Consider the following 15,537-nt stretch of genomic DNA (forward strand, 5'->3'; position numbering starts at 1 on the left):
CAAGGGTGGACGAAGTCCATCGCGAAGCGACGCCGAAGGCGCCCTTGACTTTGGAGGGGCGGCCCCGTACGCCAGCGCCACCCCACCGCCCGAACACCCTTCTTGCCGCTCAGCCGAACACCCCTGAAGGAACGCCCCTCAAGGAACGCCCTCGCCAAAACGGTCGCAGGCTTCCTGAACGTTCTTAGGGTGTGCCGACCAGGCAGGCACACGCTGGTGCGATGAGTTTCCGTCCTCAGCGCGGTCTGAACAGGTATGGAGTCCTTCATCGAGGTCGACGGAGCGGCGCTGTGCGTGGAGACCTTCGGCGAGAAGGACGACGCGCCCGTCCTTCTCGTCGGCAACACGATGCTCACCTGGCCGGACGACCTCTGCGGGCGCTTGGCGGCGTTGCGGCGGTTCGTCATCCGTTATGACCTGCGCGGCACCGGACGGTCCGCCGACACCGGCTCGCCCGGCCTGCCCGTCAGCCCGGGCACAGACTCGGAGACCGATTCGCCGGAAAAGCCAAACAGCGGCGGCGGGACGTTGCGCGGGCTCGTTTCCGACGCGGTCGGGATCCTGGACGCCTACGGTCTGGCGAAGGCGCATGTCGTCGGGTTCGGGCCTGGTGGGTGGGTCGCGCAGTTGCTCGCGCTCGACCATCCCGGGCGCGTCGCCACGTTGACGTTGATCGCCACGCGGCCGACCGCGCCCGGGCCGAGCGATCCGGATCTGCCGGAGCATGCGCCGGAGGTGATGGCGCGTGCCATGAATCCGCCCGCGGTGGACTGGACCGACCGTGCCTCGGTGGTGGGGTTCATGGTGGAGAACGCCCGCCGCATGGCCGGGGCCGGGTTCGACGAGGCGGAGGCGCGGGCGAACGTCGAGCGCATCCATGATCGCACCGAAGTCGCGGACGATCCCGGCGCGGCTCACCGCGCGGACCAGATGGCGGGGCTCTTCGGCGCGCTCGACTGCGGACCGCGCTGGCGTGAGCGGCTCGGGGCCATCGCGGCGCCGACGCTGGTGGTCCACGGTGAGGACGATCCGTTCTTCCCGCTGGGCAACGGGCGCGCGCTCGCCGCCGAGATCCCGCGCGCCGAGCTGCTCGTCCTGCCGGGCACCGGTTATGAGATCCCTCGCCGGACGTGGGATGTGCTGGTCTCCGCGCTGCTCCGCCATACGTCCTGACCTGAAAACGGTTGGCCGGAGCGCCGCCGAGTCTGTTGGGGTGGCCCTGTGGACGGTCATCTGGGCGGCGCGGAGCTGGCCCGCGCGTACTACGGCGATCTCGTCCGGCCGCTCCTGGACGCGCACTTCCCGGGCCTCAAGTATGCGGCGGCGCGGCTCGGCTCGGGATCGGACGTGCTCGGGTTCGACGACGCGACGAGCCGTGACCACGACTGGGGTTGCAGGTTGACGCTCCTGCTGGACGACCCGCAGGCGGACGCGGCGCCGGACGTGACCGCGATGCTCGAACGGGAGCTGCCCGACCGGTACCGCGGCCGCCCCGTGCGGTTCCCCGTCACCTGGGACGAGACCGTGTCCCACAAGGTGGAGGTCTCGGCCGTGGGTGCGTTCTGCCGGTCGCGGCTGGGCGTCGATCCGACCGGCGGGCTGTCGGTCCTCGACTGGCTGTGCCTGGTCGGCCAGTGCGTCCTGGAGGTGACCGCCGGGCCGGTGTTCGAGGACGGGACCTCGACCCTGGCACAGATCCGCGCGACGCTCCGCCGCTACCCGCCGGACGTCGAGCGGTACGTCCTCGCGGCGTGGTGGCGGCGCGCGTCCCAGTGGCTGCCGGTCGTCGGCCGGACGGCGGCGCGCGGCGACGAGACCGGTTCCCGGATCCTCGCCGCGCGGGTCGCCGAGGATCTGATGCGGCTGGCGTTCACGCTGTCCGGCGCGTGGGCGCCGTACGCAAAGTGGCGCGGTACCGCCTTCAGGGAACTGCCAGTCGCAAGAGACCTCGCGGGCCCGCTCGACACGGCCGTCGCCGCGGACGGCAAGCGGGAAAGGGAGGCGGCGCTGGCAGAAGCGGCCGAAATCCTCCTGCGCGTCCAGCGCGAACGCGGACTGCCGGCACCGGAGAAGGCGATCACCCCGTTCTGGGACCGCCCCTATTGGATGATCGACGCCGCCGTCGCCGACGGGCTCGTCGCGGACATCGAAGACCCGGAGGTCGCCGAGCTGCGGCCGGGCATCGGGTCCGTCGAGCAGTGGGTCGACAGCGTGGACGTCCTCGGCCACGCCGACCGCCGCGCCGCGCTCCAGGTCGCCTACCGCACCTGGATGGCGCGCGGCCTCTAGGACAGCCGGAGCGCGAGGAAGAAGTCCACGCGGTCCTCCAGCCGGGTCAGGTCGCGGCCGGTCAGGTCCTGGATGCGCTGGATGCGGTACCGGACGGAGTTGACGTGCAGGTGGAGCTGCTCGGCGCACCGCGTCCACGACCCGGAGTTCTGCAGGAACGTCTCCAGCGTCCGGATCAGGTCGGCCCCGTGGACCTCGTCGTACGTGCGCAGCGGATCGAGCAGCCGCACCTTGAACATCTGCCGGACGTCGTCGGGCACGGTCGCCAGCAGCAGCACGTGCGTGGCCAGCTCGTCGTGCCGGACGACGCAGACCGGGTCGCTGCGCCCGGACGCCAGCCGCCGCGCGTACCGGGCCTCGTCGACGGCGCCCCGCAGCTCGCCGGCGCCGACGACGTCGCTGACGCCGACCGCGATCCCGGCGCCCGCGAGGCCCGGCGCGAGCGCGGCCAGCGCCTGCCGGATCGCGGCGGCGATGTCGGGCCCGCCCTCCGCGGCGACGGGCAGGAGCGCGATGGCCTCGTCGTCCAGCAGCCCCACGACGGGACGCAGGACCGGCATGACCTCGCCGAGGACGGTCCGCAGCTCGCCGGGACGCAGCGTCCCGCGCCCGGCCGCCGCGACCGCGACGTAGGGGGCGTGCGGGTCGAGCCCGGCCAGCTCCAGCCGCGGGACGATCTCGTCCGCGGCCGCCGCCGACACCACCAGCCGGACCAGCTCCTGGGCGAGCCGCCCCTCGACGCTGAGCCGGTCGTCCAGCCGGGCCCGTTCGAGCGCGGCGATCGCGGCGAGCTCGGTGGTGAGGGCGCGGCGTTCGGCGGGCCAGTCGGCGTGGTCGCCCTCGCAGGCGACGAACCAGTCGGCGACGCGCGAGGTGGTGTCCTCGGCGACCGGGAAGATCGACACGCCGGCCCCGGGCAGGTGGTGCGGCAGCCGCGGCGCGGTCAGGAACGCGCGCGCCAGCGCGGCGCCGTCCGGGGCGTCCGGCGGCCCGGCGACGACGCGTCCGGTGGCGGTCAGCACCCAGCAGCACATCCCGAGGTCGCGCCCGACCAGGTCGAGGACGGCGCCGAGGCCCGCGCCCTCGCTCATCCCGGCGACGAGCCGGCGGTGCCGGTCCAGCACGGCGGTCAGGTCGGCGGCGCGGGCGCCGGACAGGTGCCGGACGACCTCCTCGGTGACGGTCGCGAACGCCACGTCCTCCGGCACCTTGAACAGCGGGACCCGGTGCCGCCGGCACGCGTCGACGAGATCGCCGGGGATGGTGCCGGTGGCGAGGTCCCACGCCGCCAGCGCCGACACCCCGGCGCGGGCGAGCGCCCGGACGAACACCTCGGAGTCGGCCGGCTCGGACCGCCACACCAGCCCGGTCAGCACCAGCTCCCCGCCGCCGAGGTACCGGCCGGGATCCAGCAGGTCGGTGGTGACGACCCAGGTGATCACCCGGTCCAGCTCGTCCTCGCCGGTGATCACCTCCAGCCGCAGCTCCGGCATCGCGAGCAGCGCACGCAGCTTCATTAGACCAGTTAACCCATCGTTCACCGGCCCGGCTGTCAACGGCCCGCGGCCGCGATTGGAGCAACGCACGAAAACACCGGGGTGAGGCGGGTCACAGTTCGGACGTCCTGCCCCTTCACCCGAGGTCCGGTTGCCGTATCTACTGGCGGCAATGACGGAGACAGGGAGGTGCCGGTGAGGGAACGGCTCGACGTCACGGAGGGCGGGCTGCTGGCGTGCTGCGCGTCCCGCCGCTGGGCGGCCGAGGTCGCGGCCGGACGGCCCTACGCGGATCTCGCCGGGCTGCGGGCCGCGTCTGCGAAGGCGCTCGCGGGCTTGGACTGGGCGGACGTGGAGGAGGCGCTGTCCGCGCATCCCCGCATCGGCGACCGGATCAAGGACGCGGGCCGGGAGGCGGCGTGGTCGCGGGGCGAGCAGTCCGGGATGGACGCGGCGGCCGCGGAGCTGCGGACGGCGCTGGTCGAGGGCAACCGGGCCTACGAGGACCGGTTCGGGCACGTCTTCCTCATCTGCGCGACCGGCCTCAGTGCCGCCGAGATGCTCGCCGCGCTGCGGGACCGCCTGGGCAACGACGCCGAGGCCGAGCGGGCGGTCGTCCGCACCGAGCTGGCGAAGATCGTCGACCTGCGGCTGGCGAAGCTCGCCGCGGAGCCACGGGAGGGGAAGCGATGAGCCTGTCGACGCACGTGCTGGACGCGGCGAAGGGCCTGCCGGCGGCGGGCGTGGCGGTGCGGCTCGACCGGCGGGAGCCGGACGGGTCGTGGACGGCGATCGCCGAGGCCCGCACCGACGCCGACGGCCGGATCGGGGAGTGGGACGCCGAGCCGGGCACCGGAGCGCACCGGCTGACGTTCGACACCGCCGGCCTGTCCGACTTCTTCCCGGAGGTCACCGTCGCGTTCACGATCGACGACGCCGGGCGGCACTACCACGTCCCGTTGCTGCTGAGCCCGTTCGCCTACTCGACCTACCGAGGGAGCTAACCCGATGGCCATCGTTCTCGGCCCCAACCGCTACGGGAAGGCGGAGGTCCGCGTCGTCCGCGTCACCCGGGACGGCGGGACGCACCGCATCCGGGACCTGAACGTCGGGGTGTTCCTGTCCGGCGACATGGACGAGGTGCATCTGACCGGTGACAACGCCGCCGTGCTGGCGACCGACACGCAGAAGAACACCGTGTTCGCGTTCGCGAAGAAGTACGGGATCGGGGAGCTGGAGGAGTTCGGGCTGCTGCTGGCCCGCCATTTCGTGGATTCGCAGCCGACCATTCACCACGCCCGCGTGCAGCTCGAGGAGTACGCGTGGGACCGCATCACCGGCCCGCACTCGTTCGTCAAAGGCGGCACGGAAGTGCGGACGGCGGTGGTCCACAGCGACGGCTCCGACGGTGCCGAGTCGGTGGTCTCCGGCCTCCAGGACCTGACCGTCCTGAACTCGACCGGCAGCGAGTTCCACGGCTTCATCGAGGACGAGTTCACGACGCTGGAACCGACCAACGAGCGGATCCTGGCGACGGCCGTAACGGCGCAATGGCGGCACCGCGGCACCGACTCGAAATGGGACGAGTCTTACGCAGCCGCTCGCAAAGCGCTTCTCGACGCGTTCGCCACGACGCACAGCCTGTCGCTCCAGCAGACGCTCTACGCGATGGGCCGCCGGATGCTGGAGGAACGTCCGGAACTGTGCGAGGTGCGGATGTCGATGCCGAACAAGCATCACTTCCTGGTCGATCTGGAGCCGTTCGGAATGGACAACGACCACGAGGTCTACTTCGCGGCGGACCGCCCGTACGGGCTGATCGAGGGCACCGTGCTCACCGACGACGCCCCGGACGCCCCGTCCGCCTGGAACTGAGGGAGGCGGCGACATGGAGTTCCTTCGCCCGGCGACCTGGGCCGACGCCCTGGCCGCAAAGCGCGCGACGCCGGCGGCGCTGCCGATCCAGGGCGGCACCGACGTCATGGTGGAGATCAACTTCGACGTGCACCGGCCGGCGGCGCTGCTGGACCTGAACCGGGTCCGCGAGCTGACCGAGTGGGACGAGGCGGATGGCCGCCTGCGCATCGGCGCCGGCGTCCCGTACGTGCGGGTGATCGGCGAGCTGGGGGACCGGCTGCCGGGCCTCGCGCAGGCGTCCCGGACGGTCGGCTCCCCGCAGATCCGCAACCGCGGCTCGGTCGGCGGCAACCTCGGCGCCGCGTCGCCCGCCGGCGACAGCCACCCGCCGCTGCTGGCGGGGGACGCGGTGATCGAGGTGGAGTCGGCGGAGCGCGGCGTCCGGATGATCCCGGCGACCGAGTTCTACCTGGGCGTGAAGCGCAACGCGCTGGAGCCGGACGAGCTGATCCGCGCGATCTGGACCGCTCCCGCGCCCGGCCCGCAGTACTTCTCCAAGATCGGCACGCGGAACGCGATGGTGATCGCGGTCTGCTCGTTCGCGGTCGCGCTGCACCCGGAGGAGCGCCGCGTCGGCACGGGCGTCGGCTCCGCCGCCCCGACACCCCGCCGCGCGACCGCCGCCGAAGAGTTCATCTCGAACGAACTCGACTGGGACAACCGCGGCCCGCTCGCCGAGTCGGCGGCACAGCGCTTCGGCGAGCTGGTCCGCGAGGCCGCCGCGCCGATCGACGACGTGCGCGGCACCGCCGACTACCGCAAGCACGCGCTGGCGGTGATGGCGCGACGCACGCTGGCCTGGGCATGGAACGAGCACCGCGCCGTACGAAGGGAGGCTTCCTGATGCGCGTCAACGTCACCGTCAACGGCTCGAAGGAGACCGTCGACGATGTGTGGGAGGGCGAGAGCCTGCTCTACCTGCTGCGGGAGCGGATGGGCCTCCCCGGCTCGAAGAACGCCTGCGAGCAGGGCGAATGCGGCTCCTGCACGGTCTACCTGGACGGCGTTCCGGCCTGCGCGTGCCTCGTAGCGGCGGGCCAGGTCGAGGGACGCGAGGTCCGCACCGTCGAGGGCCTGGCCGAAGGGCAGCCCGGTGACGAGCGGCTCGACCCCGTCCAGCAGGCGTTCGTGGAGGCGGGCGCCGTCCAGTGCGGGTTCTGCACGCCCGGCCTGATCGTCCAGTCCCACGACCTGATCGAACGCAACCCCGCGCCGTCCGACGCCGAGATCCGCGAGGCGCTGGCCGGCAACCTGTGCCGCTGCACCGGCTACGAGAAGATCCTGGACGCGGTGCGGCTGGCGGCCCGGCGAAAGGCTGCACTGAAGTGACGACCATCATCGAGAACGCGCACGTCGTGACCGTGTCCGGGGACGAGCACCCCGGCGGCCACCTCGTGATCGAGGGCGACCGGATCACCGCCGTCGGCGCCGGTCCCGCGCCGGAGATCGCGGGCGCCGACCGGATCGACGGGACCGGCTGCCTCGCCACCCCCGGCCTGGTCAACGCGCACCACCACCTGTACCAGTGGGCGAGCCAGGGCCTCGCCACCGACAGCACGCTGTTCGAGTGGCTCACCACCCTCTACAAGCCGTGGTCGAAGATGGACGCCGAGGTCGTCGCGGGCGCGGCGAGCGCGGGACTCGGGTGGCTCGCCAAGTCCGGCTGCACCACCTCGTCCGACCACCACTACCTGTTCCCGCGCGGGCGCGGCGACCTGTTCGCCGCCGAGATCGAGGCGGCCGCCGAGCTGGGCGTCCGGTTCCAGCCGTGCCGCGGCTCGATGGACCGCGGCGAGTCGCAGGGCGGGCTCCCGCCGGACGAGGTCGTCGAGGACCTCGACACGATCCTCACCGAGACCGCGACGGCGATCGACCGCTACCACGACGCCTCGTTCGGCTCGATGCTGCGCATCTCGGTCGCGCCGTGCTCCCCGTTCTCCGTCACCCGCGACCTGCTCGTCCGGTCGGCGGAGCTGGCGCGCGAGAAGGGCGTCCGGCTGCACACCCACCTCGCCGAGACGCTCGACGAGGAGGAGCACACCAACGAGCAGTTCGGGATGACCCCGACCGAGTACCTGGACTCGATCGGCTGGCTCGGCCCGGACGTGTGGCTCGCGCACTGCGTCCACCTGCACGACACCGACATCAAGCGGCTCGCCGAGACGGGCACCGGCACCGCGCACTGCCCGAGCTCCAACGCCCGGCTCGGCGCGGGCATCGCCCGCGTCTCGCACCTGCTGGAGGCCGGCGCGACGGTCGGGATCGGCGTGGACGGGTCGGCGTCGGCGGAGTTCGTGCCGCTCGCCGGGGAGATCCGGCAGGCGGTCTACATGCAGCGCGCCCGGTACGGACCGACCGCGCTGACCGCCCGGCAGGCGCTGGAGATGGCGACGCTCGGCGGCGCCCGCTGCCTCGGCCGCGAGGACGAGATCGGCACGCTCGAACCCGGCAAGCTCGCCGACGTCGCGCTGTGGCGGGTCGACGGCTTCCACGCCGCCGCCGACGACCCGGTGGTCGCGTTCGCGTTCGGCGGCACCCCGCCGCTGGAGCGGCTGCTCGTCGGCGGCCGGACGATCGTCGCCGGCGACACGCTCGTCTCCGTCCCGCAGGACGTGGTCGGGCGGCGCGGCGCCGACGCGCACCGGCGCCTCATGCGACTCGCGGAGGAGGTCCTGTAGATGGCGGCCCCTGTGAAAAGCCCTGGTCATGTGGTCGCGCCGGGCATCGGCGGCATCGGCGACAGCCCGCTGCGCCCCGACGGCACCCTTAAGGTCGCCGGCGAGTTCGCCTACGCGTCCGACCTGTGGATGGACGGGATGCTGTGGGGCGCGACGCTGCGCAGCCCGCACCCCCGCGCCCGCATCCGGTCGATCGACATCGGCCCCGCGCTGGCGACGCCGGGCGTGCACGCCGTCCTCACCCACGAGGACGTCCCCGGCAAGAAGGTGTACGGCGAGGACCACACCGAGGACCAGCCCGTCCTCGCGATCGGGGAGGTCCGGCACCAGGGCGAGCCGATCGCGGTCGTCGCCGCCGACCACCCGGAGATCGCGCGCCGCGCGATGGAGCGCATCGCCGTCGACTACGAGGTGCTGGAGCCGATCACCGACCCGCGCGCTGTGATCGCCGACCCCGAGCGGCTGAAGGTGCAGCCGCTCGGCGGCATCACCCGGCACCAGCCGGTCCGCGTCGGGGACGTGGAAGCCGCGCGCGCACTGGCCGAGGTCGTCGTGACCGAGGAGTTCGAGGTCGGCATCCAGGACCAGGCGTTCCTCGGGCCGGAGGCCGGCCTGGCGATCCCCGCCGAGGACGGCGGCGTCGACCTGTACGTCTCCACGCAGTGGATGCACAACGACCTGTCGCAGATCGCGCCCTGCCTCGGCCTGGACGAGTCGCAGGTGCACATGACCCTCGCCGGCGTCGGCGGCGCGTTCGGCGGCCGCGAGGACCTCTCGGTGCAGATCCACGCCGCGATGCTCGCCCTGCACACCGGCAAACCGGTGAAGATGTCGTACAACCGGTACGAGTCGTTCTTCGGGCACGTCCACCGGCACCCCGCGTCCATGCGGTACGAGTACGGCGCCACGGCGGACGGGAAGCTCGTCTACGCCGACGTCGAGATCATCCTGGACGGCGGCGCGTACACCTCGTCCACCCGGAACGTCACCGGGAACGCCGCGTCGCTCGGCGTCGGCCCGTACGAGATCCCCAACATCAAGATCGACGCGTACGGGGTCTACACGAACAACCCGCCGTGCGGCGCGATGCGCGGGTTCGGCGCGGTGCAGGCGTGCTTCGCCTACGAGTCGATGATGGACAAACTCGGCACGGCCTGCGGGCTGAGCCCGGTCGAGATCCGCCGCCGCAACGCCGTCTCGCAGGGCTCGAAGCTCGCGACCGGCCAGGTCATCGAGTCGCCGGCGCCGCTGGCGGAGATGCTGACCCGGCTGGAGGCCATGCCGATGCCGCCCGCCTGCGACGCGTCCGACATCCGGAACCTGCCGGGCGGCGCGTCCCAGACCACCCACGGCGAGGGCGTGGTGCGCGGCGTCGGCTACGGCGTCGGGATCAAGAACATCTGCTTCTCCGAGGGCTTCGACGACCTGTCCACCGCCCGCGTCCGGCTGGAGGTCATCGGCGGCGAGCCGACCGCGCTCGTGCACACCGCAGCCGCCGAGGTCGGGCAGGGGCTCGTCACCGTCCAGGCGCAGGTCGCGCGGACGGAGCTGGGCGTCCAGAAGGTCACCATCGCCCCGGCGGACAACCGGGTCGGCGACGCCGGCTCGTCCAGCGCGTCCCGCCAGTCGTACATGTCCGGCGGCGCCGTCAAGACCGCCTGCGAGGCCGTCCGCGCCGAGCTGCTCGCGCGCGCCGCCCGCCGGTACGGCCACGACGACCTCTCCGCGATCGGCGGGAAGATCGTCTCGCGGGCGGCCGGGGTGCTCGGCAGCATCGAGGACGTCCTCGGCGACGACGCCATCGAGGAGACCCGGGAGTTCCACCACCGGCCCACCACCGGCATGGACCCCGTCACCGGCCAGGGCGTCACCCACACCCAGCTCGCCCTGTGCGTGCACCGCGCCGTCGTGGACGTCGACGTCGACCTCGGCCTGGTCAAGGTGGTCGAGCTGGCCGCCGTCCAGGACGTGGGGAAGATCCTCAACCGGCTGTCGCTGGAGGGCCAGATCCACGGCGGCTCCGCGCAGGGCCTCGGCCTCGCCGTGATGGAGGAGATCGTCGTGTCCGGCGGCCTCGTCCGCAACCCGTCCTTCACCGACTACCTCATCCCGACCGTCCTCGACATGCCGCCGATGCGGCTCGACATCCTCGAGAACCCCGACCCGGACGCCCCATACGGGCTCCGCGGCGCCGGAGAGCCACCCACGCTCTCCTCCACGCCCGCGATCGTCGCCGCCGTCCGCGACGCCACGGGCAGAGCGCTCACCCGAGTGCCGGTTCGACCGGAGCACATCGTCACCGAGGCGACCTCCGGCTAGCGATTGATCAACAGGGGCGGCCCGCGCTCCGTTCTCGGGGGACGGCGCAGGCATCCACCCCACAACCGCACCTTGATCGACCAGCACGGACGGCCCGCAGGGCCGCGCCGGTAGTCGATCACGCCCCCGTGCTTGCCCGGGGGCGGCGACCCCGGACCCCGGAGAGAGGGCACGAACCGTGACCGAGACCCAGGAGAGGCTTCCGGAGAAGCCGTCCGCCCCCGACCGTTCCGCGCTCGACCGGTTCTTCGACCTGCGCGGGCGGGGCACCACCGTCGCCCGCGAGGTGCGCGGCGGGCTCACCACCTTCGTCGCGATGGCCTACCTGGTCATCCTCATCCCGCTGATCATCGGTGACGCGAAGGACGCCACCGGCGCCACCCTGGACCCCGCGCAGCTCACCACGATGGTCGCGCTGTCGGCCGGGCTGAGCACGCTGCTGATGGGCCTGGTCGGCAACGCGCCGCTGGCGATGGCGGCCGGGCTCGGCGTCACCCCGATCGTGGTGTTCCAGGCCGCGCCGCACATGACCTGGCCGCAGGCGATGGGCCTGGTCGTGCTGGAGGGCGTGGTGATCGTGCTGTTCGCGGTCACCGGGATCCGGCAGCTGATCATGGACGCGATCCCGCTGGCGCTCAAGCAGGCGATCGGCGTTGGCATCGGCGCGTTCATCGCGCTGATCGGCCTGGTGGACGCCGGGTTCGTCGGCCACCACGGCACCGCGTCCACGCCCGTCCAGCTCGGCGTGTTCGGGCAGCTCGTCGGCTGGCCGGTGCTGGTGTTCTGCGCCGGCCTCGTGCTGACGCTCGTGCTGTTCATCCGCAGGGTTCCGGGCGCGATCCTGATCGGCATCGTCGCCGCGACCGTGTTCGCCGTCATCGTCGACAAGGTCGCGAAGGTGGACCCGAAGACGTGGGGCGCGGTCGAGCCGAAGCTGCCGCACTCGATCGTCGCGACCCCCGACTTCGGGCTGATGTTCAAGGTCGACCTGTTCGGCGGGTTCGGCCGGGCCGGGGTCGTCACCGCGACCGTCGTGCTGTTCACGCTGGTGCTGTCCGGGTTCTTCGACGCGATGGGGACGATCCTCGGCGTCTGCGAGGAGGCCGGGATGACCGACGAGAACGGGAAACTGCCCGGGCTCAGCCGCATCCTCACCGTGGACGGGTTCGGGGCGATCATCGGCGGCGGCGTCAACGGCTCGGCGAACACCGCGGTCGTGGAGTCGGCGGCCGGCGTCGCCGAGGGCGCCCGCACCGGCCTCGCCAGCGTGGTCACCGGCCTGCTGCTCACCGCGCTGATCTTCCTGACGCCGCTCGCCGGGGTCGTCCCGGTCGGCGCCGCCGCGCCCGCCCTCGTCCTGGTCGGCGCGCTGATGATGGCGCACTCCCGCAAGATCGACTGGGCCGACATGGAGATCGCGATCCCGGCCTTCCTCACCGTCGTGCTCATGCCGTTCACGTACTCGATCACGGTCGGCGTCGCCGCCGGCGTGCTCGCCTACACCCTGCTCAAGGTCGCGCGGGGCAAGTTCGCGGAGATCCACTGGCTGCTGTACCCGCTGTCGTTGATCTTCGTCGCCTACTTCGCCCTGCACCCGATCCAGGAAGCCCTAGGTATTTAAGTGAGGTCCGTTCATGCGTGAGATCGCCGACCGGCTCGCCGCCTGGAACGACGCCGGGGTCCGGTACGCCGTCGCCGTCGTGGTGTCGGTGCGGGGCAGCGCGCCGCGCGCGCCGGGCGCGGCGATGGCCGTGTCCGCCGACGGTGAGGCCGTCGGGAGCGTGTCCGGCGGCTGCGTCGAGAGCGCGGTGTACGAGCTGTGCCGTATGGCCCTCGACACCGGCGAGACCGTCCGCGAGACGTTCGGCTACAGCGACGACGACGCGTTCGCCGTCGGCCTGACCTGCGGCGGGACGGTCGAGGTACTCGTCGGGCCGGGGCCGTTCCCCGCGTCGGCGCTCACGCGTGACGACCAGGTGGCGTTCGCCCACCTGATGGACGGATCGGGCGTCCTGGCCGTCCATCCGACCCACCACACCGGCACCACCGGACGCGCCGACATCGACCGGGCCGTGGTCGCTGAGGCCCGCGCCATGCTCGACGCGGGCAAGACCGGGATCATCTCGGTGCGGTGCCGGGACGCCGTGGAGGCGTTCGTCCACAGCTACGCACCGCCACCGCGGCTGCTCGTCTTCGGCGCGATCGACCACGCGGCGGCGCTCGCGCGGCAGGGCAGCGTCCTCGGCTACCGCGTGACGGTCTGCGACGCGCGGCCCGTCTTCGCCACCCCGGCCCGCTTCCCCGGCGCCGACGAGGTGATCGTCGACTGGCCGCACCGCCGCCTCGCCGCCGAGGCGGAACGCGGCGCGCTCGACGGCCGGACGGTCGTGTGCGTGCTGACCCACGACGCCAAGTTCGACGTCCCGCTGCTGAAGGTCGCGCTGCGGCTGCCCGTCGCCTACGTCGGGGCGATGGGGTCGCGGCGCACCCATCACGACAGGCTCGCCCGGCTGCGCGCGGCCGGGCTGTCCGACCGGGAGCTGGCGCGGCTGCGCTCCCCGATCGGGCTCGACCTCGGGGCCCGCACCCCGGAGGAGACCGCGCTGGCGATCGCGGCGGAGTTCACCGCCGCGCGCCGCGACGGCACCGCGCTGCCCCTCGGGCAGATCAACGGGCCGATCCACCACGACCGGGCCGCCGTCGCGGCGGCCCAGTGAACGGAGGAGAGGACGTGCCACCCATATTCCTCAACGGAGGCGCGATGCGCGGGGGACCGCTGCATCACCTGCTGGACGGGGCGCCGCTCGTCGCGTCCACCGGCACCGCGCCCCGCTATCGCTTCTACTCGGTCGGGGACCGCTGCCCGGCCCTGTCGCCCGTCGCGCACGGCGGCACCCGCGTCGCCGGCGAGGTGTACGAGGTGACCCTGGACGTGCTGCGCGACCGGCTGCTGCCCGCCGAGCCGCCCGAGCTGGAGCTCGGCGTGATCGAGCTGGACGACGGGTCGTCGGCGCTCGCCATGCTGCTGCGCCGGCCGTACACCTCCTATGTCGGGCTGACCGACATCACCGAACATGGCAGCTGGCAGAGCTACCAGAGTTCGAAGGAGGCGGCGTGATGAGCCGCATGTGGGCCGTCAACTGCTCGATCCTGTTCACCGACCTGCCGCTGCTGGAGCGGCCCGCCGCCGCGAAGGACGCCGGGTTCGACGCGGTCGAGTTCTGGTGGCCGTGGCCGGGCGTGCCCGTGCCGTCCGCGTCGGAGGAGGACGCGTTCTGCCAGGCCATCGAGGACGCGGGCGTCCAGCTCATCGGCCTGAACCTGTACGCGGGCGACATGCCGGCGGGTGAGCGGGGCGTGCTGTCGGACCCGGCGCGCGCCACCGAGTTCCGCGGGAGCGTGGACGTCACCGCGCGCATCGCCGAGCGGACGGGCGTCCGGGCGTTCAACGCGCTCTACGGGCAGCGCCTCGACGGCGTCGCCGCGTCCGAGCAGGACCGCGTGGCCGACCAGAATCTCGCCTTCGCCGCCCGCAAGGTCGGCGCGTTCGGCGGGACGCTGCTGATCGAGCCGCTCGCGCGCGGCCTGAACGGCGCCTACCCGCTGGAGACCGCCGCCGACGCGATGGCGGTCGTGGAGCGCGCCCGCGCGGCCGGGGCGGAGAACGTCAAGCTCCTGTTCGACACGTTCCACCTGGTCAGCAACGGCGACGACCTGGAGAAGGCCGCCCGGCAGCACGCCGCCGACATCGGCCACGTGCAGATCGCCGACGCGCCCGGCCGCGGCCGTCCCGGCACCGGCGGCATCGACTTCGGCGCGCTGCTCGCGCTCCTCGACGAGATCGGCTACCGCGGCCGCATCGCACTGGAGTACGTGGACCCGCAGCCGGACTTCGCATGGATGGAGAACCACCGCACATGAGCAAGATCGGATTCATCGGGCTGGGCATCATGGGCGCGCCGATGGCGGCCCACCTGGTCCGCGCGGGCCACGACGTGACCGGCTACGACGTCGCGCCGAAGGGCGTGGAGGCGCTGGTCGCCGCGGGCGGGTCGGCGGCGTCCGGGGTGCCGGGCGCGGTCGCGGGCGCGGAGGTCGTCGTCACGATGCTGCCGCAGGACGAGCACGTCGAGGCCGTGTACTTCGGCCCGGACGGCGTCCTGGAGAACGCCGCGCCCGGCACGCTGTGCATCGACTTCTCCACGATCCGCCCCGAGACGTCGATCAGGGTCGCCGAGGCGGGGCGGGAGCGCGGGCTGCGGGTGCTGGACGCGCCGGTCAGCGGCGGCGAGAAGGGCGCGGAGGACGCCGTCCTGTCGATCATGGTCGGCGGGGACGAGGCGGACGTCGCCGCCGCCGCACCGGTCTTCGAGGCGCTCGGGAAGACCGCCGCGCGGGTCGGCGGCAGCGGCGCGGGCCAGTACGTCAAGGCCGCCAACCAGCTGATCGTCGGCGGCACGTACGCGCTGGTCGCCGAGGCGATCGTGCTGATGGAGGCGGCGGGGGTGGACGCCCGCGCCGGGATCGACGTGATCGCCGGCGGGCTCGCCGCCAGCCGCATCCTCGACCTCAAGCGCGAATCCATGCTGGACCGCGAGTTCGCTCCCGGCTTCCGCATCGACCTGCACCACAAGGACATGGGCATCGCCACCGCGGCCGCCCGCTCCGCCGAGGTGTCGCTGCCGATGACGGGCATGGTCGCCCAGCTCATCGCCGCCGCCCGCGCCCGCGGCTACGGCTCCCTCGACCACTCCGCGCTGCTGAAGGTCGTCGAGGACCTCTCCGGCAGAGCAACCGACACGGCTTCCGGCACCACCGCCGCCTGACCCGAAGGGAAC

The 15,537-nt window shown here is 72.9% G+C and carries 15 protein-coding genes; 14 read left to right on the forward strand and 1 reads right to left on the reverse strand.

The window, feature by feature from the left end; all coding sequences use genetic code 11:
- Window positions 1-255 precede the first annotated feature (255 nt).
- Both QP089_RS44140 and QP089_RS44145 read left to right on the forward strand, forming a co-directional pair.
- On the forward strand, window positions 256-1,173 hold the full coding sequence (locus QP089_RS44140; protein ID WP_285920555.1) for an alpha/beta fold hydrolase: 918 nt from the start codon (window positions 256-258) through the stop codon (window positions 1,171-1,173).
- Window positions 1,174-1,221: 48 nt separating this feature from the next.
- Window positions 1,222-2,289 carry a DUF4037 domain-containing protein gene (locus tag QP089_RS44145; protein ID WP_285920556.1) on the forward strand — a complete coding sequence of 356 codons (1,068 nt, stop codon included), beginning with the start codon at window positions 1,222-1,224 and terminating at the stop codon, window positions 2,287-2,289.
- On the opposite strand, the gene QP089_RS44150 is transcribed toward QP089_RS44145, so the two are convergent.
- Window positions 2,286-3,806 (reverse strand): PucR family transcriptional regulator, encoded by a 1,521-nt coding sequence (locus QP089_RS44150; RefSeq protein ID WP_285920557.1) that lies wholly within the window; start codon window positions 3,804-3,806, stop codon window positions 2,286-2,288. The genes QP089_RS44145 and QP089_RS44150 overlap by 4 nt on opposite strands.
- Window positions 3,807-3,980: 174 nt before the next feature.
- Between QP089_RS44150 and uraD the strand changes: the two genes are divergently transcribed.
- The 12 genes from uraD (at window position 3,981) to QP089_RS44210 (ending at window position 15,525) form a co-directional block, all read left to right on the forward strand.
- Window positions 3,981-4,478 (forward strand): 2-oxo-4-hydroxy-4-carboxy-5-ureidoimidazoline decarboxylase, encoded by a 498-nt coding sequence (uraD, locus tag QP089_RS44155; RefSeq protein ID WP_285920558.1) that lies wholly within the window; start codon window positions 3,981-3,983, stop codon window positions 4,476-4,478.
- Window positions 4,475-4,789: a hydroxyisourate hydrolase gene (gene uraH, locus QP089_RS44160; protein ID WP_285920559.1), complete on the forward strand. Its 315-nt coding sequence runs from the start codon at window positions 4,475-4,477 to the stop codon at window positions 4,787-4,789. Before uraD ends, uraH begins: the two co-directional genes overlap by 4 nt.
- A 4-nt stretch (window positions 4,790-4,793) precedes the next feature.
- Window positions 4,794-5,660, forward strand: coding sequence for a factor-independent urate hydroxylase (gene pucL, locus QP089_RS44165; RefSeq protein WP_285920560.1), 867 nt, complete (start codon window positions 4,794-4,796; stop codon window positions 5,658-5,660).
- Between the two features lie 13 nt (window positions 5,661-5,673).
- Entirely contained in the window at window positions 5,674-6,546 is an 873-nt protein-coding gene (locus tag QP089_RS44170; protein ID WP_285920562.1) for an FAD binding domain-containing protein, read from the forward strand.
- Window positions 6,546-7,031, forward strand: a complete 486-nt coding sequence (locus QP089_RS44175) for a (2Fe-2S)-binding protein (RefSeq protein ID WP_285920563.1) — start codon at window positions 6,546-6,548, stop codon at window positions 7,029-7,031. Before QP089_RS44170 ends, QP089_RS44175 begins: the two co-directional genes overlap by 1 nt.
- Window positions 7,028-8,380, forward strand: coding sequence for an 8-oxoguanine deaminase (locus QP089_RS44180; RefSeq protein WP_285920564.1), 1,353 nt, complete (start codon window positions 7,028-7,030; stop codon window positions 8,378-8,380). The genes QP089_RS44175 and QP089_RS44180 overlap by 4 nt, the downstream gene beginning before the upstream one ends.
- Window positions 8,381-10,699 carry a xanthine dehydrogenase subunit D gene (gene pucD, locus QP089_RS44185; RefSeq protein WP_285920565.1) on the forward strand — a complete coding sequence of 773 codons (2,319 nt, stop codon included), beginning with the start codon at window positions 8,381-8,383 and terminating at the stop codon, window positions 10,697-10,699.
- 178 nt (window positions 10,700-10,877) lie between these two features.
- Window positions 10,878-12,320 carry an NCS2 family permease gene (locus QP089_RS44190; RefSeq protein ID WP_285920566.1) on the forward strand — a complete coding sequence of 481 codons (1,443 nt, stop codon included), beginning with the start codon at window positions 10,878-10,880 and terminating at the stop codon, window positions 12,318-12,320.
- Window positions 12,321-12,333: 13 nt separating this feature from the next.
- Window positions 12,334-13,416 (forward strand): XdhC family protein, encoded by a 1,083-nt coding sequence (locus QP089_RS44195; RefSeq protein ID WP_285920567.1) that lies wholly within the window; start codon window positions 12,334-12,336, stop codon window positions 13,414-13,416.
- Window positions 13,417-13,430: 14 nt separating this feature from the next.
- Window positions 13,431-13,817 (forward strand): allophanate hydrolase-related protein, encoded by a 387-nt coding sequence (locus tag QP089_RS44200; RefSeq protein ID WP_353070688.1) that lies wholly within the window; start codon window positions 13,431-13,433, stop codon window positions 13,815-13,817.
- Window positions 13,817-14,620 carry a hydroxypyruvate isomerase family protein gene (locus QP089_RS44205; RefSeq protein WP_285920570.1) on the forward strand — a complete coding sequence of 268 codons (804 nt, stop codon included), beginning with the start codon at window positions 13,817-13,819 and terminating at the stop codon, window positions 14,618-14,620. The genes QP089_RS44200 and QP089_RS44205 overlap by 1 nt, the downstream gene beginning before the upstream one ends.
- Complete coding sequence (locus QP089_RS44210; protein WP_285920571.1) at window positions 14,617-15,525, forward strand: 2-hydroxy-3-oxopropionate reductase; 909 nt, start codon at window positions 14,617-14,619, stop codon at window positions 15,523-15,525. The genes QP089_RS44205 and QP089_RS44210 overlap by 4 nt, the downstream gene beginning before the upstream one ends.
- Window positions 15,526-15,537: the final 12 nt, after the last annotated feature.

The organism is Actinomadura opuntiae (assembly GCF_030283205.1).
Taxonomy (GTDB): domain Bacteria; phylum Actinomycetota; class Actinomycetes; order Streptosporangiales; family Streptosporangiaceae; genus Spirillospora.

What these genes read in the sequence shown, in the direction of transcription:
- QP089_RS44175 (WP_285920563.1), top strand. Translation starts at nt 6,546, where the DNA reads ATGCGCGTCAACGTCACCGTCAACGGCTCGAAGGAGACCGTCGACGAT.
- QP089_RS44205 (WP_285920570.1), top strand. Translation starts at nt 13,817, where the DNA reads ATGAGCCGCATGTGGGCCGTCAACTGCTCGATCCTGTTCACCGACCTG.
- QP089_RS44170 (WP_285920562.1), top strand. Translation starts at nt 5,674, where the DNA reads ATGGAGTTCCTTCGCCCGGCGACCTGGGCCGACGCCCTGGCCGCAAAG.
- pucL (WP_285920560.1), top strand. Translation starts at nt 4,794, where the DNA reads ATGGCCATCGTTCTCGGCCCCAACCGCTACGGGAAGGCGGAGGTCCGC.
- uraH (WP_285920559.1), top strand. Translation starts at nt 4,475, where the DNA reads ATGAGCCTGTCGACGCACGTGCTGGACGCGGCGAAGGGCCTGCCGGCG.
- pucD (WP_285920565.1), top strand. Translation starts at nt 8,381, where the DNA reads ATGGCGGCCCCTGTGAAAAGCCCTGGTCATGTGGTCGCGCCGGGCATC.
- QP089_RS44140 (WP_285920555.1), top strand. Translation starts at nt 256, where the DNA reads ATGGAGTCCTTCATCGAGGTCGACGGAGCGGCGCTGTGCGTGGAGACC.
- QP089_RS44195 (WP_285920567.1), top strand. Translation starts at nt 12,334, where the DNA reads ATGCGTGAGATCGCCGACCGGCTCGCCGCCTGGAACGACGCCGGGGTC.
- QP089_RS44210 (WP_285920571.1), top strand. Translation starts at nt 14,617, where the DNA reads ATGAGCAAGATCGGATTCATCGGGCTGGGCATCATGGGCGCGCCGATG.
- QP089_RS44150 (WP_285920557.1), bottom strand. Translation starts at nt 3,806, where the DNA reads ATGAAGCTGCGTGCGCTGCTCGCGATGCCGGAGCTGCGGCTGGAGGTG.